The organism is Pseudomonas sp. GW458-11-26-14-LB4 (assembly GCF_059423925.1).
Genome location: NZ_JBWKYU010000008.1, coordinates 205865 through 225886 on the forward strand (window position 1 = coordinate 205865; position 20022 = coordinate 225886).

Annotated in this window: 16 protein-coding genes; 11 read left to right on the top strand and 5 right to left on the bottom strand. The window is 61.5% G+C overall.

Translation table 11 applies throughout. From position 1 onward, the window contains the following. Positions 1-74 precede the first annotated feature (74 nt). From AC07XZ_RS13240 to AC07XZ_RS13255, 4 genes are all read left to right on the top strand, one after another. Complete coding sequence (locus AC07XZ_RS13240; protein ID WP_003222107.1) at positions 75-437, top strand: ArsC family reductase; 363 nt, start codon at positions 75-77, stop codon at positions 435-437. Positions 438-468: 31 nt separating this feature from the next. After that, a complete protein-coding gene (dapD, locus tag AC07XZ_RS13245) occupies positions 469-1503 on the top strand; it encodes a 2,3,4,5-tetrahydropyridine-2,6-dicarboxylate N-succinyltransferase (protein ID WP_007954762.1) in 1035 nt (344 codons plus the stop codon). A 125-nt stretch (positions 1504-1628) separates the two neighbouring features. Continuing rightward, the gene (locus AC07XZ_RS13250; RefSeq protein ID WP_102686550.1) at positions 1629-2834 is read left to right on the top strand and encodes an aminotransferase class V-fold PLP-dependent enzyme; all 1206 of its coding nucleotides are present in this window, start codon (positions 1629-1631) and stop codon (positions 2832-2834) included. Further along, positions 2831-3238, top strand: coding sequence for a SufE family protein (locus AC07XZ_RS13255; protein ID WP_102686549.1), 408 nt, complete (start codon positions 2831-2833; stop codon positions 3236-3238). The genes AC07XZ_RS13250 and AC07XZ_RS13255 overlap by 4 nt, the downstream gene beginning before the upstream one ends. Before the next feature lie 158 nt (positions 3239-3396). Here AC07XZ_RS13255 and tcdA read toward each other — a convergent pair whose 3' ends face one another. Then, the gene (tcdA, locus tag AC07XZ_RS13260; protein ID WP_039769652.1) at positions 3397-4215 is read right to left on the bottom strand and encodes a tRNA cyclic N6-threonylcarbamoyladenosine(37) synthase TcdA; all 819 of its coding nucleotides are present in this window, start codon (positions 4213-4215) and stop codon (positions 3397-3399) included. A 274-nt stretch (positions 4216-4489) separates the two neighbouring features. Between tcdA and AC07XZ_RS13265 the strand changes: the two genes are divergently transcribed. From AC07XZ_RS13265 to AC07XZ_RS13280, 4 genes are all read left to right on the top strand, one after another. Beyond that, positions 4490-7081, top strand: coding sequence for a glycosyltransferase (locus tag AC07XZ_RS13265; RefSeq protein WP_102686548.1), 2592 nt, complete (start codon positions 4490-4492; stop codon positions 7079-7081). Positions 7082-7179: 98 nt separating this feature from the next. Beyond that, the gene (dapE, locus tag AC07XZ_RS13270) at positions 7180-8331 is read left to right on the top strand and encodes a succinyl-diaminopimelate desuccinylase (RefSeq protein ID WP_064593754.1); all 1152 of its coding nucleotides are present in this window, start codon (positions 7180-7182) and stop codon (positions 8329-8331) included. Then, complete coding sequence (locus AC07XZ_RS13275) at positions 8331-9140, top strand: putative RNA methyltransferase (RefSeq protein WP_085748099.1); 810 nt, start codon at positions 8331-8333, stop codon at positions 9138-9140. Before dapE ends, AC07XZ_RS13275 begins: the two co-directional genes overlap by 1 nt. Before the next feature lie 75 nt (positions 9141-9215). Next, positions 9216-9593: a hypothetical protein gene (locus AC07XZ_RS13280; RefSeq protein ID WP_039769649.1), complete on the top strand. Its 378-nt coding sequence runs from the start codon at positions 9216-9218 to the stop codon at positions 9591-9593. Between the two features lie 138 nt (positions 9594-9731). Here the strand turns inward: AC07XZ_RS13280 and AC07XZ_RS13285 are convergent, their stop codons facing one another. Beyond that, a complete protein-coding gene (locus tag AC07XZ_RS13285; RefSeq protein ID WP_007954750.1) occupies positions 9732-9941 on the bottom strand; it encodes a cold shock domain-containing protein in 210 nt (69 codons plus the stop codon). A gap of 237 nt (positions 9942-10178) precedes the next feature. Here AC07XZ_RS13285 and plsB point away from each other — a divergent pair, with 237 nt between their 5' ends. From plsB to AC07XZ_RS13300, 3 genes are read left to right on the top strand one after another with little or no spacing between them, the layout of a single operon-like run. Further along, positions 10179-12683 (top strand): glycerol-3-phosphate 1-O-acyltransferase PlsB, encoded by a 2505-nt coding sequence (plsB, locus tag AC07XZ_RS13290; protein ID WP_102686547.1) that lies wholly within the window; start codon positions 10179-10181, stop codon positions 12681-12683. A 51-nt stretch (positions 12684-12734) separates the two neighbouring features. Further along, positions 12735-13133: a YbaY family lipoprotein gene (locus tag AC07XZ_RS13295; protein WP_085605193.1), complete on the top strand. Its 399-nt coding sequence runs from the start codon at positions 12735-12737 to the stop codon at positions 13131-13133. Positions 13134-13157: 24 nt separating this feature from the next. After that, a complete protein-coding gene (locus tag AC07XZ_RS13300; RefSeq protein WP_102686546.1) occupies positions 13158-13847 on the top strand; it encodes a DUF4197 domain-containing protein in 690 nt (229 codons plus the stop codon). On the opposite strand, the gene AC07XZ_RS13305 is transcribed toward AC07XZ_RS13300, so the two are convergent. The 3 genes from AC07XZ_RS13305 to AC07XZ_RS13315 all read right to left on the bottom strand — a co-directional run bounded on the left by AC07XZ_RS13305 (position 13844) and on the right by AC07XZ_RS13315 (position 19997). Beyond that, positions 13844-15238 (bottom strand): Fic family protein, encoded by a 1395-nt coding sequence (locus AC07XZ_RS13305; protein WP_102686545.1) that lies wholly within the window; start codon positions 15236-15238, stop codon positions 13844-13846. The genes AC07XZ_RS13300 and AC07XZ_RS13305 overlap by 4 nt on opposite strands. A gap of 583 nt (positions 15239-15821) precedes the next feature. Further along, on the bottom strand, positions 15822-18890 hold the full coding sequence (locus AC07XZ_RS13310; protein WP_102686544.1) for an efflux RND transporter permease subunit: 3069 nt from the start codon (positions 18888-18890) through the stop codon (positions 15822-15824). 6 nt (positions 18891-18896) lie between these two features. Then, positions 18897-19997 carry an efflux RND transporter periplasmic adaptor subunit gene (locus tag AC07XZ_RS13315; protein WP_007954740.1) on the bottom strand — a complete coding sequence of 367 codons (1101 nt, stop codon included), beginning with the start codon at positions 19995-19997 and terminating at the stop codon, positions 18897-18899. Positions 19998-20022: the final 25 nt, after the last annotated feature.

Here is a 20022-nt window from a genome sequence, read left to right on the forward strand (position 1 = left end):
GGCGCCGCGAAACCGTCTGGTCATGGCATAATCCGACACCATTTTTTTCCAGCACCTGTAAAGGGGGCAATTCCTTGACCGTTTCAAGCAAAACGTTGCACCTTTTCGGCATCAAAGCCTGCGACACCATGAAAAAGGCGCGCACCTGGCTCGATGAACACGCTGTCAGCTATGACTTCCACGATTACAAGACCGCCGGCATTGACCGTGAGCACCTGACCCAATGGTGCGACGAGCATGGCTGGCAAACGGTGTTGAACCGCGCAGGCACGACCTTTCGCAAACTCGACGACGAACGCAAAGCCGATCTCGACCAGTCGAAAGCCATCGAACTGATGCTCGCTCAACCCTCGATGATCAAGCGCCCGGTGCTCGATCTCGGTGACCGAACCCTGATTGGCTTCAAGCCAGATATCTACGCGGCCGCCCTCAAGTAAGCAGCCCGTCACTTTTTGTAGAGGTATTCACATGTCCAACTCCCTGTTCAGTATTGCCTTCGGCGTCGGCACCCAAAACCGTCAAGGCGCGTGGCTGGAAGTGTTCTACGCCCAGCCGCTGTTGAACCCTTCGGCCGAACTGGTTGCCGCTGTTGCACCGATCCTCGGCTACACCGAAGGCAACCAAGCCATCACCTTCACCACCGCCCAAGCCGCCCAACTGGCTGAAGCCGTGAAAGGCATCGACGCGGTACAAGGCAAGCTGCTGACCCGTCTGGCTGAAAGCCACAAGCCGCTGGTCGCCACCCTGCTGGCCGAAGACGCGCAACTGACCTCGACCCCTGAGGCTTACCTGAAGCTGCACCTGCTGTCCCATCGTCTGGTCAAGCCGCACGGCGTGAGCCTGGCCGGGATCTTCCCGCTGCTGCCGAACGTGGCCTGGACCAGCCAGGGCGCGATCGACCTGAGCGAACTGGCCGAGCTGCAACTTGAAGCCCGTCTGCGCGGCGAGCTGCTGGAAGTGTTCTCGGTGGACAAATTCCCGAAAATGACCGACTACGTAGTACCGGCCGGCGTGCGTATCGCTGACGCGGCGCGTCTGCGTCTGGGCGCTTACGTGGGCGAAGGCACCACCGTGATGCACGAAGGTTTCATCAACTTCAACGCCGGCACCGAAGGCCCGGGCATGATCGAAGGCCGCGTTTCCGCTGGCGTATTCGTCGGCAAGGGTTCGGACCTGGGCGGCGGCTGCTCGACCATGGGCACCCTGTCGGGCGGCGGCAACATCGTGATCAAGGTCGGCGAAGGCTGCCTGATCGGTGCCAACGCCGGTATCGGTATCCCGTTGGGCGACCGCAACACCGTCGAGTCGGGCCTGTACGTGACCGCCGGCACCAAGGTGGCGCTGCTGGACGAGCACAACAACCTGGTCAAAGTGGTCAAGGCTCGTGAACTGGCTGGTCAGACCGACCTGCTGTTCCGTCGCAATTCGGAAACCGGTGCTGTGGAATGCAAGACCCACAAATCGGCGATCGAACTGAACGAAGCACTGCACGCTCACAACTAAGCGCCAGAAGCTCACCTGAGGGAGCCGGCCTGTTTGCCATGGCGTTCGAAAGATCGCCATCGCGGGCAAGCCCGCTCCCACAGGGTTCGGCGTTAACCCGCCCATCTTCACCAGGGCTTGAAACCGTGATGATTCCCTCCCCCTGGCGCGCCGATTTCCCGGCCATCGCCGCCCTGCAACGGCAAGACCAGACTTACCTGGACAACGCCGCCACCACGCAAAAACCCCAGGCCCTGCTCGACGCGCTGGCGCATTACTACGCCAATGGCGCGGCCAACGTGCATCGTGCCCAACATCTGCCCGGTGCCCACGCCACGCAGGCGTTCGAGGACAGTCGCCTGAAGGTTGCCCAGTGGCTGAATGCCGGTGACAGCGGGCAGATCATCTTCACCCACGGCGCCACCAGTGCGCTGAATCTCCTGGCCTATGGCCTGGAACATCTTTTCCATCCCGGCGATGAAATTGTCATCAGCGCCCTGGAGCATCACGCCAACCTGCTGCCTTGGCAGCAACTGGCACAACGTCGCGACTTGAAGCTGATAATCCTGCCGCTGGACGATGACGGTGTGATCGACCTCGCCGCTGCCGTTCACCTGATTGGCCCGCGCACTCGCTTGCTGGCGGTCAGCCAGTTGTCCAACGTGCTTGGTGCATGGCAACCATTGCCGGCGCTGCTGGCGATGGCCAAGGCGCACAACGCGCTGACCGTGGTCGATGGCGCTCAAGGTGTGGTCCACGGGCGGCATGACGTCCAGGCCCTTGGTTGCGACTTTTACGTGTTTTCCAGCCACAAGTTGTACGGCCCCGATGGCCTCGGCGTGCTGTTCGGGCGCAACGCAGCGCTCGAACAACTGCGCCCGTGGCAATTCGGCGGCGAGATGGTGCTGGAAGCCAACTATCACGAATCCCGTTTCCGCCCTGCACCGCTGGGCTTCGAAGCGGGAACGCCGCCGATTGCCAGTGTGATCGGACTTGGTGCGACCCTCGACTATCTGGCCGGTCTGGATCAGGACGCAGTGTCCGCCCACGAAGCGGCGCTGCACGATTACCTGTTACTTGGCCTCGCCGCCCGCAATGGCATTCGTCTGTTGGGCAAGCCGCAATTGGCGCTGGCGAGTTTTGTCGTGGAGGGTGTGCATAACGCCGATCTGGCGCACTTGCTGACCGAACAGGGCATCGCCGTACGTGCCGGGCATCACTGTGCGATGCCGATGCTCAAGCGTTTCGAACTGGCCGGGGCTATTCGTGTGTCGCTGGCGCTGTACAACGATTCCGAGGATCTGGAGCGGTTCTTTGAAGCGCTGGATCAGGCGCTGGAGTTGTTGCGATGAGCCTGCCGGTCGAGGCCGCCGAGGCGCTGCAAACATTTCAGAACGCCGCCGGCTGGGAACAGCGGGCGCGATTGTTGATGCAGTTTGGCGATCGTCTGCCGCCGTTGAGCGATGCGGACAAGTGCGAGGCCAATCGAGTGCACGGCTGTGAAAGCCAGGTGTGGCTGGTCGGTGAATTGCGCGACGGCCACTGGCAGTTTGCGGCGAGCAGCGATGCGCGGATGATTCGCGGGTTGGTGGCGTTGCTGCTGTTGCGGGTCAACGGTTTGACCGCTGGCGAGTTGCAGTTGGTTGATCTGCCGGACTGGTTCAATCAGCTTGGGCTGTCGCGGCAGTTGTCGCCATCGCGCAGCAATGGCTTGAATGCCGTGCTGCAACGGATGCGTGAACTCGCCCCGAACTGATCGTTCCCACGCTCCGCGTGGGAATGCAGCCCGGGACGCTCTGCGTCCCATGCCGAAGCGGACGCAGAGCGTCCAATGAGGCATTCCCACGCAGACGGTTCGACGCCTCGACGTGGGAACGATCGGCGACGTAGAGCGTGGGAACGAGCGGTCACTGGTCAGGCCTGAGGCTTGACCCGATCCGCCGGGCGCCGAACGCCCGCCACGATCTTGTCCACCGCCTTGGTCGCCGCGACCATGCCGAACGTCGCCGTCACCATCATCACCGCGCCAAACCCGCCGGCGCAGTCCAGCTTCACACCGTCGCCGACAAAACTCTTCTGCAGGCAAATGCTGCCGTCCGGTTTCGGATAGCGCAGCTGTTCGGTGGAGAACACGCACGGCACGCTGTAATGGCGGGTCACGGTACGCGAGAAGCCGTAGTCGCGGCGTAACGTAGAGCGCACTTTCGAGGCCAAAGGATCATTGAACGTACGGTTGAGGTCGCAGACCTGAATCAGCGTCGGATCGATCTGCCCGCCGGCGCCGCCGGTGGTGATGATCTGGATTTTGCGCCGTTTGCACCAGGCGATCAGCGCGGCCTTGGCGTTGACCGCATCGATGCAGTCGATCACGCAGTCGATGTTCGGCGTGATGTATTCGGCCATGGTGTCGCGGGTGACGAAGTCCGCCACGGCGTGCACCTTGCAGTCCGGGTTGATCCCGCGCAGACGCTCGGCCATCACCTCGACCTTGGGCTTGCCGACGGTGCTGTCCAGCGCATGCAACTGACGGTTGGCGTTGCTGACGCAGACGTCGTCGAGGTCGAACAGCGAAATCTCGCCCACCCCGCAACGGGCCATGGCTTCCGCCGCCCAGGAGCCGACGCCGCCAACGCCGACAATCGCCACATGGGCTGCGCGCAGACGCTCGAGGCCCTCGATGCCATACAAACGGGCGATGCCTGCAAACCGCGGATCTTCTGTACTCATGACCATTACCCTAAAAACCGGCGCGCATTATAGGGCCGTCGGCGGCCAAGAGCATCTTTGCGCTATGAACGGCGAACGCGCCTGCTTTAATTAAAGCTGCACGTAACAAAGATTTGTCTTACACGCTGAAACGAAAGAACTTAAGTCGGGTTGGATTGCCCAACGTCCGGCATTTCCCTGTCTCTTGTAGGACTTGGCGAACTGCCGGTGTAGGATGCGCGCCCTCTTGGCGTCAACCAGCCGACCCTCCGTTCCACAGCCTTTGGAACCCGACACAGCTATGTCATCGCGTAAATTTGGACTCAACCTGGTGGTGGTTCTGGCAATCGCCGCCCTGTTCACCGGTTTCTGGGCGCTGATCAACCGCCCCGTCTCCGCGCCGAACTGGCCGGAGCAGATCTCCGGTTTCTCCTATTCACCATTCCAGCAAGGACAGTTCCCACAGAAGGATCAGTATCCGTCCGACGATGAAATGCGCCGCGACCTGGAGATCATGAGCAAGCTGACGGACAACATCCGCATCTACTCGGTCGACGGCTCTCTGCAGGACATCCCGAAACTGGCGGAAGAATTCGGCCTTCGCGTGACCCTCGGGATCTGGATCAGCCCCGACCAGGAGCGCAACGAGCGGGAAATCACTCGCGCCATCGAACTGGCCAACACTTCGCGCAGCGTGGTTCGCGTAGTCGTCGGCAACGAAGCGATCTTCCGCAAGGAAATCACCGCCGAACAACTCAGCGTGCTGCTTGACCGCGTGCGTGCGGCCGTGAAAGTGCCGGTGACCACCTCCGAACAATGGCACGTCTGGGAAGAGCACCCGGAGCTGGCCAAGCACGTCGACCTGATCGCCGCCCACGTTCTGCCCTACTGGGAATTCATTCCGGTGGACAAGGCCGGGCAGTTCGTTTTCGACCGCGCCCGCGACCTGAAAAAGATGTTCCCGAAAAAGCCGCTGCTGCTGTCCGAAGTGGGCTGGCCGAGCAACGGCCGCATGCGCGGTGGCGCCGATGCGTCGCCGGCAGATCAGGCGATCTACCTGCGCACGCTGGTCAACAAACTCAACCGCCAGGGCTTCAACTACTTCGTGATCGAAGCGTTCGACCAGCCATGGAAGGCCAGCGACGAAGGCTCGGTCGGCGCTTACTGGGGCGTGTTCAACGCCGCGCGCCAGCAGAAATTCAACTTCGAAGGCCCGGTGGTGGCGATCCCGCAATGGCGCGTGCTGGCCATCGGTTCGGTGGTGCTGGCGCTGTTGTCGCTGACGCTGCTGATGATCGACGGCTCGGCCCTGCGTCAGCGCGGCCGTACCTTCCTGACCTTTATCGCGTTCCTGTGCGGTTCGGTGCTGGTGTGGATCGGCTACGACTACAGCCAGCAATACAGCACGTGGTTCAGCCTGACGGTGGGTTTCCTGCTGGCGCTCGGTGCGCTCGGGGTGTTCATCGTGTTGCTGACCGAGGCCCACGAACTGGCCGAAGCGGTGTGGATTCACAAGCGTCGCCGTGAATTCCTGCCGGTGGTCGGCGATTCGGACTACCGCCCGAAAGTCTCGATCCACGTGCCCTGCTACAACGAGCCGCCGGAGATGGTCAAACAGACCCTCAACGCCCTGGCCAACCTCGACTATCCGGACTTCGAAGTCCTGATCATCGACAACAACACCAAAGACCCGGCGGTCTGGGAACCGGTGCGCGACTACTGCGAAACCCTCGGCCCGCGCTTCAAGTTCTTCCACGTCTCGCCCCTGGCCGGTTTCAAGGGCGGTGCGCTGAACTACCTGATCCCGCATACCGCCAAGGACGCCGAAGTGATCGCGGTGATCGACTCGGACTACTGCGTGCACCCGAACTGGCTCAAGCACATGGTGCCGCACTTCGCCGACCCGAAAATTGCCGTGGTGCAGTCGCCGCAGGACTATCGCGACCAGAACGAAAGCACCTTCAAGAAGCTTTGCTACGCCGAATACAAAGGCTTCTTCCACATCGGCATGGTCACCCGCAACGACCGTGACGCGATCATCCAGCACGGCACCATGACCATGACCCGTCGCTCGGTTCTGGAAGAGCTGGGCTGGGCCGACTGGTGCATCTGTGAAGACGCCGAACTAGGTCTGCGGGTATTCGAAAAAGGCCTGTCGGCGGCGTACTACCACGACAGTTACGGCAAGGGTCTGATGCCGGACACCTTCATCGACTTCAAGAAACAGCGTTTCCGCTGGGCCTACGGTGCGATCCAGATCATCAAGCGTCACACCCGCAGCCTGCTGCGCGGCAAGGACACCGAGCTGACTCGCGGCCAGCGTTACCACTTCCTCGCGGGCTGGCTGCCGTGGGTCGCGGACGGCATGAACATCTTCTTCACCATCGGCGCGCTGTTGTGGTCGGCGGCGATGATCATCGTGCCGCAACGGGTCGATCCGCCGCTGCTGATTTTCGCGATCCCGCCGTTGGCGCTGTTCGTGTTCAAGGTCGGCAAGATCATCTTCCTCTACCGTCGCGCCGTGGGCGTGAACCTCAAGGATGCGTTCTGCGCGGCCCTGGCCGGTCTGGCGTTGTCGCACACCATCGCCAAAGCGGTGCTGTACGGCTTCTTCACCAGCAGCATTCCGTTCTTCCGCACCCCGAAAAACGCCGACAACCATGGTTTCTGGGTGGCGATTTCCGAGGCCCGGGAAGAGCTGTTCATCATGCTGCTGTTGTGGGGCGCGGCGCTGGGGATCTTCCTGGTGCAGGGCATTCCGAGCAACGACATGCGCTTCTGGGTGGCCATGCTGCTGGTACAGTCGCTGCCGTACGTGGCGGCGCTGATCATGGCGTTCCTGTCGTCGCTGCCAAAACCTGCGGCTGCGCCTGAACCGGCACCGGTGGTCTAAATCCTTCCGGATGCACTAAACGGCGGCCAATGGTCGCCGTTTTGCTTTAAGATAACCGCCATTTTGCGCGCCTTGCCCCCCAGCTTTCGGAGTTTTCCATGACGGCCCACGCCGACCTTTCGCCGACCCTCCAACTCGCCATCGACCTGATCCGCCGTCCGTCCGTGACGCCGGTCGACGCCGATTGCCAGAAGCAGATGATGCAGCGCCTGGGCGATGCCGGTTTCCAGCTGGAACCGATGCGCATCGAAGATGTGGATAACTTCTGGGCGACTCACGGTAAAGGCGACGGCCCGGTGCTGTGCTTCGCCGGTCACACCGACGTGGTGCCGACCGGCCCGGTGACGGCCTGGCAGATCGACCCGTTCAACGCGGTGATCGACGAGCACGGCATGCTTTGCGGTCGTGGCGCGGCGGACATGAAAGGCAGCCTGGCCTCGATGACTGTGGCAGCCGAGCGTTTTGTCGCCGACTACCCGGATCACAAGGGCAAGGTTGCGTTCCTGATCACCAGCGACGAAGAAGGTCCGGCGCATCACGGCACCAAGGCAGTGGTCGAGCGTCTGGCAGCCCGTAACGAGCGCCTGGACTGGTGCATCGTCGGCGAACCGTCGAGCACCACGCTGGTGGGCGACGTGGTGAAGAACGGTCGTCGCGGCTCCCTCGGCGCCAAACTGACCGTGCGCGGTGTGCAGGGCCACGTGGCCTATCCGCACCTGGCGAAGAACCCGATCCACCTCGCGGCTCCGGCTCTGGCCGAACTGGCCGCCGAGCATTGGGATCACGGCAACGACTTCTTCCCGCCGACCAGTTTCCAGATTTCCAACGTCAACTCCGGCACCGGCGCGACCAACGTGATTCCGGGCGATCTGGTGGCGGTGTTCAACTTCCGTTTCTCCACCGAATCGACGGTCGAAGGTCTGCAGAAGCGCGTCGCCGACATCCTCGACAAGCACGGCCTGGACTGGCACATCGACTGGGCGCTGTCCGGTCTGCCGTTCCTCACCGAGCCGGGTGCGCTGCTCGACGCGGTGTCTTCGAGCATCAAGGACATCACCGGCCGCGAGACCAAGGCATCCACCAGCGGCGGCACCTCCGACGGTCGTTTCATCGCGACCATGGGTACGCAGGTTGTTGAGCTGGGCCCGGTCAACGCGACCATCCACCAGGTCAACGAGCGCGTACTGGCGGCCGATCTCGACGTGCTGACCGAAATCTACTACCAGACCCTGATCAAGTTGCTCGTCTGATGCTCGCGTGCCCGATCTGCAGTGAACCGCTGAACGCGGTGGACAACGGCGTGGTCTGCCCCGCCGGCCACCGCTTTGACCGCGCGCGTCAGGGTTATCTGAACCTGCTGCCGGTGCAGCACAAGAACAGCCGCGATCCCGGCGACAACCAGGCCATGGTCGAGGCCCGCCGCGACTTTCTGAACGCCGGGCATTACGCGCCGGTGGCCAAGCGTCTGGCGGAGCTGGCGGCGGGTTATGCGCCGGCCCGCTGGGTCGATATCGGTTGTGGCGAGGGTTACTACACCGCGCAGATCGCCGAGGCTTTGCCCGATGCTGACGGTTACGCGCTGGATATCTCGAAGGAAGCGGTCAAACGCGCCTGCAAACGCAATCCTTCGCTGACGTGGTTGATTGCGAGCATGGCCCGAGTGCCATTGGCCTCGGGCAGCTGCCAGTTTCTCGCCAGTGTTTTCAGTCCGCTGGACTGGGAAGAAGCCAAGCGTCTGCTCAGCGTCGGCGGCGGTCTGATGAAAGTCGGCCCGACCAGCGGCCATCTGATGGAACTGCGCGAACGACTGTACGACGAAGTGCGCGAATACACCGACGACAAGCATCTGGCCCTGGTGCCGGAAGGCATGGCGCTGGCGCACAGTGAAACCCTGGAATTCAAACTGACGCTGGACAAGCCCGAGGATCGTGCCAACCTGCTGGCGATGACGCCCCACGGCTGGCGCGCCAGTGCCGAGCGCCGCGCGGCGGTGATCGAACAGCCCGAGCCGTTCGTGACCACTGTCTCGATGCGCTACGATTATTTTGTTCTTCAATAACTTTTGGTCTCGGGCAACGACCCGGGGCCGGCTAAATCCGCGAATGGATTTTTCAGACCCGCAGTGAGGACATCCATGCGCCAACCGGACATCGAGATTTACCTGAAAGACGCCGACGTCGACCACAAGGCCATTTCCGCCTGGCTGGGCGCCGCCCTCGGCCCGTGCAGCGACTGGGTACAGAAAGGTCAGACTTACAAGTGCAAGGCCGGCAACATCCCGGTGACCTGGCTGCCGAAAGCCGTGGGCAAGTGGAACAGCCTGTACCTGGAAAGCGATGCGACCCCATGGGACGACGACATCGCCTGCGCCCGCGCAGCCTTTGCCGCGCTGAACGTCGAAGTGCGCTGCGCGCCGGGGACGTGGGTCGAGGAAGAGGGTGAGGAAACGGCGGATCGCTGGATTCGCATCAGCGCCGATGGCGAAGAAGAAATCACCTGGAAAACTGCATAAAAGCAGCTTCGAGCTTGATCGTTCCCACGTCGAGGCGTCGAACCGTCCACGTGGGAATGCAGCCCGGGACGCTCCGCGTCCCAAAGCGGACGCAGAGCGTCCATTGAGGCATTCCCACGCAGAGCGTGGGAACGATCATTACAGGCCTACAACGTCTTCAGCCTGCAACCCCTTCTGCCCTTCCACCACCGCGTATTCAACCTGCTGACCCTCGGTCAGCGAACGGTGGCCTTCGCCACGGATCGCGCGGTAGTGCACGAACACGTCCACCCCGTCTTCGCGCTGAATGAAGCCGTAGCCCTTGGCGTCGTTGAACCACTTCACGTTGCCGGTTTCACGTGTTGCCATCTGTTCGTACTCCTTTTTTATTATTGAACAGGCTTTTCGCAGGAAAGCCTTTGAGGAACGTCAGCCTGCGTCCGACGTCCATAAAAGGGCCCCGGCGACAGATCGCCGAGTATATGACAGGCGGCAAAACTCTCAACAGGAGATTACTTCGCCGCTTTTTTGCCGATTTTCCATGAATCCGGCACACTATCGACCGCCCGAGCAAACGCTCGGTTTATCCACTCACGCAGAAGCCGTATGACCCGTTCCCCGTTCCGCCGTCTTGTGTTTGGCACCTTGCGCCGACTGTTGTATCTCTGGGTTCGCTCCGAGACGATCAACCAGTCGTCGTTCACCCTCAACCTCGACCGCAGTCGTCCGGTGTTCTACGTCCTGCAAAACCCATCGCTGACTGATCTGGCGGTGGTCGACACCGAGTGCACCAAGGCCGGCCTGCCGCGCCCGGTGCTGCCGGTGTCTGTGGGTTCGCTGATCGAACCCGCGGCGTTTTTCTACCTGACGCCGGATCCGGACTGGCTCGGCCGCCAGGACAAACGCGGTGCGCCGCCGACCCTGACCCGACTGGTCAGCGCCCTGAGCCAGAACGCTGCCGAAGACGCGCAGATCATTCCGGTCAGCGTGTTCTGGGGCCAATCACCGGACAGCGAAAACAGCCCGTGGAAACTGCTGTTCGCCGACAGCTGGGCCGTCACCGGGCGCCTGCGTCGCCTGCTGAGCATCATGATTCTGGGGCGCAAGACCCGCGTGCAATTCTCCGCACCGATCCACCTGCGGGAACTGATCGAGCACAACAAGGGCCACGAACGCACCGTGCGCATGGCCCAGCGAATCCTGCGGGTGCACTTCCGCAACCTCAAGGCTGCGGTGATCGGCCCGGACATTTCCCACCGCCGTAACCTGGTCAAAGGCCTGCTCAACCAGCCGCTGGTCAAGCAAGCGATCCTTGACGAAGCCGAGCGCGAAAACATCTCCCCGGAAAAAGCCAAGGCCCAGGCCCTGCGCTACGGCAACGAGATCGCCTCGGATTACACCTATACCGCGATCCGTTTTCTGGAAGTGGTGCTGAGCTGGTTCTGGAACAAGATCTACGACGGGATCAAGGTCAACCACATCGAAGGCGTGCAGAAGGTCGCCCAGGGTCACGAAGTGATCTACGTGCCGTGCCACCGCAGCCACATCGACTACCTGCTGCTTTCGTATTTGCTGTTTCGCAATGGGCTGACCCCGCCGCACATCGCCGCCGGGATCAACCTGAACATGCCGGTGATCGGCAGCCTGCTGCGCCGTGGCGGGGCGTTCTTCATGCGCCGCACGTTCAAGGGCAATCCGCTGTACACCTCGGTGTTCAACGAATACCTGCACACCTTGTTCACCAAAGGCTTCCCGGTCGAGTACTTCGTCGAAGGCGGCCGCTCGCGTACCGGGCGCATGCTGCAACCGAAAACCGGGATGCTCGCGATCACCATGCGCAGTTTCCTGCGTTCGTCGCGGATGCCGATCGTGTTCGTGCCGGTGTACATCGGTTATGAGCGCGTGCTCGAAGGCCGCACCTACCTTGGTGAACTGCGTGGCGCGAGCAAGAAGAAAGAATCGATCTTCGACATCTTCAAAGTCATCGGCGCGCTCAAGCAGCGTTTCGGCCAGGTGGCGGTGAACTTCGGCGAGCCGATCAAACTCGCGGAATTCCTCGACAGCGAACAGCCGGACTGGCGCCAGCAGGAACTCGGCCCGCAGTACAAGCCGGCCTGGCTCAACGAAACCACCAACCGTCTCGGCGAGAAAGTCGCGCAGCATCTCAACGAAGCCGCAGCGATCAACCCGGTCAACCTGGTGGCGCTGGCGCTGCTGTCGACCACTCGCCTAGCACTCGATGATCGCGCCATGGCGCGAGTGCTGGATCTGTATCTGGCATTGCTGCGCAAGGTTCCGTACTCGCCGCATACCACCTTGCCGGAAGGCGATGGCCGGGCGCTGATCGAACACGTGAAGGACATGGATCTGCTGTCCGAGCAGAACGATGCGCTGGGCAAGATTCTGTATCTGGACGAGCAGAACGCCGTCCTGATGACCTACTACCGCAACAACGTGCTGCACATCTTCGCCCTGCCGGCGCTGCTGGCGAGTTTCTTCCAGAGCACTTCGCGCATGAGCCGCGAACAGATCCTGCGCTACACCCGCGCGCTGTATCCGTACCTGCAATCGGAACTGTTCATCCGCTGGACCCTGGACGAACTGGATGCGGTGATCGATCAGTGGCTGGAAGCGTTCGTCGAACAAGGCCTGCTGCGTTTCGAGAAAGACGTGTACCTGCGCCCGGCACCGAGCTCGCGGCATTTTGTGCTGCTGACCCTGCTGTCGAAGAGCATCGCCCAGACCCTGCAACGCTTCTACATGACCGTTTCCCTGCTGCTCAACGCAGGCCAGAACACTGTCAGCGCCGAAGAGCTGGAAGACCTGTGCACAGTGATGGCCCAGCGCCTGTCGATCCTGCATGGCCTCAACGCCCCGGAATTCTTCGACAAGAGCCTGTTCCGCCACTTCATCCAGACCATGCTCGACCTCGACGTGTTGCGTCGCGACGAAGCCGGCAAGTTGAGCTACCACGAACTGCTCGGCGAACTCGCCGAAGGCGCGGCCAAACGGGTGTTGCCGGCGGAGATTCGCCTGTCGATCCGTCAGGTAGCCCTGCATCGCAGCGAAGATGCAGCCGATCAGCCCGCCGCCCCCGTGCAGAGCGACTAAATTTCTACAGGCGCCAGGCTTCTTCTGGCGCCGTCGATACGGAGATCTCCGATGAAAAAACTTTCCCTGCTGGCCGCTGCCACCCTGCTCAGCGCGTGCCAGTCGACCTCACCGGCCGGCAAGGTCAGCCTCGACGGCGAAGTGTTCTACCTGCAACGCATCGCCCTGCCACCCAGTGCAACCTTGAGCGTGAGCCTGCAGGACGTCTCGCTGGCCGACGCTCCGGCCGTGGTACTCGACGAACAGAAAGGCCCGGTCAAAGGCCAGGTGCCGCTGCCGTTCCACTTGAGCTACGATCCGGCCCAGGTCAAACCCGGCCACCGCTACTCGGTCAGCGCACGCATCGAAGTCAACGGCGAGCTGATGTTCATCACCACCGAAAACCATGCCGTGCAGCTCGATGGCAAGGATCCGCAGCCGCTGAAGATCCGCGTCGACGCCGCCCGCTAACCCTCTCCGAACAAGGAAGCCGCCATGCTCCGCCCTACCCTTCGCTTCGCCGGCCTGTGCGCGGGCCTGATGATCTCCGCCAACGTACTGGCCCTGTCCCTCAGCGACCTGTCGCAAGGCGACGCCACCGGTGGCCTCAAGGATGCCCTGACCCAAGGCGCGCAACTGGCCGTCAAACAACTCGGCACCCCGGGCGGCTTCAGCAACAACCCGGACGTGAAAATCGAACTGCCGGGCAAACTCGGCAAAGTCGCCGGCAAGATGAAAGCCTTCGGCATGGGCGCCCAGGTCGACGAACTGGAAACCGCCATGAACAAGGCCGCGGAAACCGCCGTCACCCAGGCCCAGCCGATCCTCGTCGACGCCGTGAAGAAAATGAGCGTGGAAGACGCCAAAGGCATCCTCAGCGGCGGCAACGACTCCGCCACCCAATACCTGGACAAATCCAGCCGCGAACAGATCCGCACCAAGTTCCTGCCCATCGTCAAACAGGCGACCGACAAAGTCGGCGTAGCCCAGAAATACAACGCCTTCGCCGGCCAGGCCGCGACCTTCGGCGTGGTGGATGCGAAAAGCGCCAACATCGAAAGCTACGTGACCGAACAAGCGCTCAACGGCCTGTTCGAAATGATCGGCAAACAGGAAGAAACCATCCGCAAGAACCCGGCCGCTGCAGCGACGAGTCTGGCGAAAAAAGTGTTTGGTACGCTCTAAGCCGACACGACACGGGAGTGAGCTGTCTCACTCCCGTTGTTCAATCCGCCACCAGCAGATACACGTAAAAAGTACACCCACTCGCGCCCCATTTTCTTCTTCTCGAAAACCTGCAGCTCAACCAACCCGCTCAACGCCGACACCGCTGTGTTGTAGGCACAACCAAGGTGCTCCTTGACGTTCCCCGCTGTGAACTCCTTCGCCACCCCACTTCTGGCCACCTGATAAATCGCTCGCTGCCGCTCTGTCAGCCGATCAAAAAAGCCCGAACAGGTCAGCCAGTGCTCGAAGTTTTCGCTGTACGCCACACTCTTGCGATACACCTCGGTAAACCCCTCCACCGCCCGCAGAATCACCGAACACTGAAACTCGATGAAGTACGTCAGATCGAGCTCATCGGCTTCGCTGTGCAAATACGACCGCCCGTACTTCACCGGCGCGTTGCGCAGTAAAAGACTGATCGCGATATAACGGAAGGCCGAAAAATCATGCTTGAACATGAACCAGTAAAACAGCGCCCTGGCGACCCGCCCGTTGCCGTCGCGAAACGGATGTTCGTAACCCAGGGCAAAGTGCAGCGTGATCGCCTTGATCAGCGGATGCAGGTAGTTTTTTTGCCTAGGTGAGCCCTGTGATTGATTGATCCACTGCGAGAGCAAATCCAGCCGCCTCCCCAATCCGGCGGCAGGCGGAGGCGTGTGCACGGTATTCCCTTCGCCATCCTGCACCACCACTTCATCGTTGGTCCTGAAAAGCCCGGGGTCATACCGCTCGTCATCAATGCCTTCGACACCGACTCGATGGATCGACGCTATCAACTCCACGCTCAATGGCTCGTAACGTTTTTCCCAGGCGAAATTCATCATCCGGTAATTACCCATGACCATCCGCTCATCCGGCGTACGCGGCTGACGCCGTTGCTTGAGCATGTCCTTGGCAACACGGGTAGTGGTCGCGGCGCCCTCCAACTGACTGCTGCTGATCGCCTCATCCTCGATCAGACCGTTAAGCAAATAACTGAAATGCGCCCGCTCGCCTATCTGGCTGGTCATGTACTCCAGCGACGCCGTCGTAGTTTGCCGATCAACCACTGAAAGTGCCTTCTGCGCGGTGGGCGTCGGCACAAACTTCCCCCACTGCGCCGGTTCCCCCAAAGGCAGAAGATGAATGTACTGAGCGACCCGCGCCATCTTGACCAACGCCCAACACAAACGCGAATCCAGCCCGCTGGCCCAGCGATACCGCAAATCCTCAAAAGGCAGATACCGCCCCTGATCATCCAGCGGCTTGAGCAACGCAAGATAATCCGCCAGACGCTGCTTGTGAGGCGCGCGCATCAACAACTCAAAGACCGGATCTGCCCGACCCTTCAATACCGGCGGTTTCTTCATCAACGCTGACTCAAACAAGGCTGAAAAACAGCCTCGAGTACAGCACCGCCAACACAGCGACTCAATATCGGAGCCGTCTGAAAAAAACGTAGGAGACGGCGCAAGGTCCTACAAAGCTGCTTGCTCCCAAAAGAAATGGGGTGCCCCCAGCCCCCATCGCTAGCAAGCTAGCTCCCACAGTTGAAACGTGCTCCCCAAAAATGTGGCATAGCCACCCCACTCAACACGATGAGCGTTAGCTCGAGTACCACTTTTGACGTGCCGGCCCCTTCGGCCGGCTGAGTGGAGGGATTTATCCGGGGGTAGGCGCGTAGCGCCGTTCGACGAAGTCGAACACATCGAGAGGAGGTGCAGCGAAGCAAACCGTAGGCGATGCCCCCGGATGAATCCCGGAACGAAGGAACCCCGAGCCCCAGCGAGGGGCCGAACGCCGGGGCCAAGCGTTTTGCTTACTTTTGGGCGTCTGCAAAAGTGAGCCGCTGTAAGAGCGGAACCGCCAGCCGCAACACCCGCAGAAACGGATATTCACCCAAAACCCCAAGAGCCTGGTCGGCCCAAAGGCCGCCAAGCTCACCAAACCAAATCAAGACTCCTTGCGAACCCTGAACCAAGCCGCATACAACGCCGGCAAAAACAAAAGCGTCAAAGCAGTAGCAACAATCAACCCCCCCATAATCGCCACCGCCATCGGCCCAAAAAACACACTGCGAGAAAGCGGAATCATCGCCAACACCGCCGCCAAAGCCGTCAACACAATCGGCCGGAACCGCCGCACAGTCGCCTCGATTATCGCCTGCCACGGCTTGAGCCCGGCGGCGATATCCTGCTCGATCTGATCCACCAGAATCACCGAGTTACGCATGATCATCCCCGACAGCGCGATCGTCCCGAGCATCGCCACAAACCCGAACGGCTGACGGAACACCAGCAGAAACAGCGTCACCCCGATCAACCCCAGCGGTGCGGTCAGAAACACCATCGCCGTGCGTGAAAAACTGCGCAACTGCACCATCAGCAACGTCAGCACCACGACAATGAACATTGGTACGCCAGCGTTCACCGACTTCTGCCCACGCTCCGAATCCTCCACCGTACCGCCGACATCCAGCAAATAGCCGTCCGGCAATTCGGCACGAATCGGATCAAGCGTCGGCATGATCTGCTTCACCAGCGTCGCCGGCTGCTCCTTGCCATAGATGTCGGCGCGCACGGTCACGTTCGGCAGGCGATTGCGGTGCCAGATGATGCCTTCCTCGAAGCCATATTCCAGCGTGGCAATCTGCGACAGCGCGACGCTGCGACCGTTGTCGGTCGGCACCGCCAGACTCGGCAGCAACGACAGCTCGGTGCGCTCGTGCACGGTGCCGCGCAGGAGGATTTCGATCAGTTCGTTGTCCTCGCGGTACTGGCTGACGCTGGAACCGGTCAGCGAACTCTGGAGGAATTTCGCCAGATTCGCCGTGCTCACGCCCAACGCCCGGGCGCGATCCTGATCGATGTTCAGGTACACGACCTTGCTCGGCTCTTCCCAGTCCAGATGCACGTTCACCACATGCGGGTTCTCGCGCACCTTGGCCGCGACTTTCCGGGCCAGTGCACGCACTTCCTCAATGTGCTCGCCGGTGACGCGGAACTGCACCGGATAGCCAACCGGCGGGCCGTTTTCCAGACGCGTGACCCGCGAGCGCAGGGACGGGAACTGCTCGTTCAACGTGTCGATCAGCCACGTGCGCAGCGCTTCGCGCTCCTCGATGGTTTTCGCCAGCACGACAAATTGGGCGAAGCTCGCCGCCGGCAGTTGTTGATCCAGCGGCAGGTAGAAACGTGGCGAACCGGTGCCGACGTAAGCGACATAGTTGTCGATGCCGGCGTGATCCTTGAGCATCGCTTCCAGCCGTTTGACCTCACCCGTGGTATTGGCCAGCGAGGCGCCTTCGGCAAGCTTCAGATCGACCATCAACTCCAGTCGCCCGGAAGCCGGGAAGAACTGCTGCGGCACAAACCGGAACAACGCCACCGACGCCACGAACAGCAGCACGGTGAGCACGATCACGGTTTTGCGCCGACGTACGCACCACTCCACCAGACGCCGTACCCGCTGGTAGAACGGCGTTCCGTAAGGATCCGTCTGGCCGTCAGCCGTACCGTGTTTGGCTGCGTGAATCTTCGCCAGATCCGGCAGGAGCTTTTCCCCCAGATACGGCACAAACACCACGGCCGCTACCCAGGATGCGAGCAAGGCGATGGTCACCACCTGGAAGATCGAGCGGGTGTATTCGCCTGTGCCCGACTGCGCCGTGGCAATCGGCAGGAAGCCTGCCGCGGTGATCAGCGTACCGGTGAGCATCGGGAACGCGGTGCTGGTCCAGGCATAACTGGCAGCCTTGATCCGGTCGAAACCCTGCTCCATTTTGATCGCCATCATTTCTACGGCGATTATCGCGTCGTCCACCAGCAAACCCAGCGCCAGTACCAGCGCACCGAGGGAAATCTTGTGCAGGCCGATGCCGAGGTAATACATGCAGGCGAACGTCATCGCCAGCACCAGCGGAATGGTCAGCGCCACCACCATGCCGGTGCGCACGCCGAGCGAAAAGAAGCTCACCAGCAACACGATGGCCAGCGCTTCGACCAGCACCTGGACGAACTCGCCGACGCCGGTTTTCACAGCTGCGGGCTGATCGGAGACCTTGCGCAACTGCATGCCGGCCGGGAGGTTTTTCTGGATCCGGGCGAATTCGATTTCCAGGGCCTTGCCCAGCACCAGAATGTCGCCGCCGTCCTTCATCGCCACCGCAAGGCCGATGGCGTCTTCGCCCATGAAGCGCATGCGCGGTGCCGGAGGATCGTTGAAACCACGCCGCACGTCAGCGACATCGGAGATGCGGAACGTACGATCCCCGACCCGGATCGGGAAGTTCTTGATCTCGTCGACTGTCTGAAAATTCCCCGACACCCGCAGCTGCAAACGCTCGCTACCGGTTTCGAAAAACCCTGCGGTGGACACAGCGTTCTGTTCCTCCAGCGCCTGCTGCACGGCTGCCAGCGGCAAGCCGAGTGTGGCGAGTTTGACGTTGGACAATTCGACCCAGACCTTCTCGTCCTGCAAACCGAGCAGATCAACCTTGCCCACGTCCTTGACCCGTTGCAGCTGGATCTGGATGCGGTCGGCGTAATCCTTGAGCACCGCGTAGTCGAAACCGTCGCCGGTCAGCGCATAGATATTGCCGAAGGTGGTGCCGAACTCATCGTTGAAAAACGGCCCCTGAATGCCCGGCGGCAGGGTCTGGCGAATGTCGCTGACTTTCTTGCGCACCTGATACCAGAGATCCGGGATCTCCACCGAATGCATCGAGTCGCGGGCAATGAACGTGACCTGGGATTCACCGGGGCGGGAGAACGAAACGATGCGCTCGTACTCGCCGGTTTCCATCAGTTTCTTTTCGATGCGTTCGGTAACCTGACGCGAGACTTCCTGAGCCGTGGCGCCGGGCCAACGGGTCTGAATAACCATCGCCTTGAAGGTGAACGGCGGGTCTTCACTCTGGCCGAGCTTGGTGTAGGACAAGGCGCCGACGATCGCCAGCAAAAGCATCAGGAACAGTACGATCTGGCGATTGCGCAGCGCCCAGGCGGAAAGATTGAAACCCATCGGGGATTACTCCTTGTCCGCCAGATTGACCACGCGATTGGAGCGATCCACCGGACGCACCTGCTGCCCTTCCAGCAGCACATGCACGCCAGCGGCGACCACCCAGTCGCTGGCGTTCAGGCCTTCGAGCACCGGCACGGTTTTCTCACCGAAAGGGCCGGTGCGCACCGGGGTCTTTTTCAGGGTGTTGTTGGCGCTGACGACCCAGACGTAGGTCGCGCCGTTTTCGGCCGTCAGCGCCGAGAGCGGCACCGACAGCGGGATGACATCTGCGGTCTGCACGAAGACCCGCGCGCTCTGGCCCAGTTCTGCCGGAACCTTGCCGGAGGTGAACGAAATGCGTGCAGCGAAGGTGCGGGATTTCGGATCGGCGGCCGGCGACAGCTCGCGGATCTGCCCGGCGAAGCGCTGATTCTGTTGCGTCCACAGCTCCACCGAGACAGGCTGGCCGACCTTGAAGCGGCCGAAGCTCTGCTCCGGCAGGCTGATCAGCACTTCCCGCTCGCCATCAGTGGCGAGGGTAAAAACGGTCTGCCCGGCGGCGACCACTTGCCCGACTTCCACCGAACGCTTGGCCACCACGCCATCCTGGGGCGCACGCAGCACGGCGTAACTGGCCTGATTGGTCGAGACGTTGAATTCGGCTTTGATCTGTTTGAGGCGGGCTTCGCCGGAGCGGTAGAGGTTCTCGGCATTGTCGTAGGCCGAGCGGCTGACCATCTGCCGTTCCATCAAGGTCTTGTAGCGGTCACGCTCGGCGCGCACCAGGTTCAGGTTGGCTTCGGCGGCCGCGACCTGAGCCCGGGTGGCTTCCAGTTGCAGGCGTACATCCTGCGGATCGAGTTCGGCGAGTGGTTGGTCGGCCTTCACGCGCTGGCCTTCCTCGACCAGTCGTCGGCTGACTTTGCCGCCGATGCGGAACGCCAGATCGGGTTCGTAGCGGGCGCGAACCTCGCCCGGATAACTTTCCATCGCCTGCGCCGAAGGCTCTGGCTGCACCACCATGGCCGGTCGCACGCTGACTTGCGTCACCTCTTCCTTGCCACATGCCGACAATAAAAACGCCAGACTGACTGGCACCGCAAAGGACAACGCATGGCGGAACATGGTGAAGGACCTTTCGCTAAGGAGG

Excerpts from the sequence above, each read along its gene's own strand:
- dapD (WP_007954762.1), top strand. The coding sequence starts at position 469 with ATGTCCAACTCCCTGTTCAGTATTGCCTTCGGCGTCGGCACCCAAAAC.
- AC07XZ_RS13255 (WP_102686549.1), top strand. The coding sequence starts at position 2,831 with ATGAGCCTGCCGGTCGAGGCCGCCGAGGCGCTGCAAACATTTCAGAAC.
- tcdA (WP_039769652.1), bottom strand. The coding sequence starts at position 4,215 with ATGGTCATGAGTACAGAAGATCCGCGGTTTGCAGGCATCGCCCGTTTG.
- AC07XZ_RS13265 (WP_102686548.1), top strand. The coding sequence starts at position 4,490 with ATGTCATCGCGTAAATTTGGACTCAACCTGGTGGTGGTTCTGGCAATC.
- dapE (WP_064593754.1), top strand. The coding sequence starts at position 7,180 with ATGACGGCCCACGCCGACCTTTCGCCGACCCTCCAACTCGCCATCGAC.
- AC07XZ_RS13275 (WP_085748099.1), top strand. The coding sequence starts at position 8,331 with ATGCTCGCGTGCCCGATCTGCAGTGAACCGCTGAACGCGGTGGACAAC.
- AC07XZ_RS13280 (WP_039769649.1), top strand. The coding sequence starts at position 9,216 with ATGCGCCAACCGGACATCGAGATTTACCTGAAAGACGCCGACGTCGAC.
- AC07XZ_RS13285 (WP_007954750.1), bottom strand. The coding sequence starts at position 9,941 with ATGGCAACACGTGAAACCGGCAACGTGAAGTGGTTCAACGACGCCAAG.
- plsB (WP_102686547.1), top strand. The coding sequence starts at position 10,179 with ATGACCCGTTCCCCGTTCCGCCGTCTTGTGTTTGGCACCTTGCGCCGA.
- AC07XZ_RS13295 (WP_085605193.1), top strand. The coding sequence starts at position 12,735 with ATGAAAAAACTTTCCCTGCTGGCCGCTGCCACCCTGCTCAGCGCGTGC.
- AC07XZ_RS13300 (WP_102686546.1), top strand. The coding sequence starts at position 13,158 with ATGCTCCGCCCTACCCTTCGCTTCGCCGGCCTGTGCGCGGGCCTGATG.
- AC07XZ_RS13305 (WP_102686545.1), bottom strand. The coding sequence starts at position 15,238 with ATGAAGAAACCGCCGGTATTGAAGGGTCGGGCAGATCCGGTCTTTGAG.
- AC07XZ_RS13310 (WP_102686544.1), bottom strand. The coding sequence starts at position 18,890 with ATGGGTTTCAATCTTTCCGCCTGGGCGCTGCGCAATCGCCAGATCGTA.
- AC07XZ_RS13315 (WP_007954740.1), bottom strand. The coding sequence starts at position 19,997 with ATGTTCCGCCATGCGTTGTCCTTTGCGGTGCCAGTCAGTCTGGCGTTT.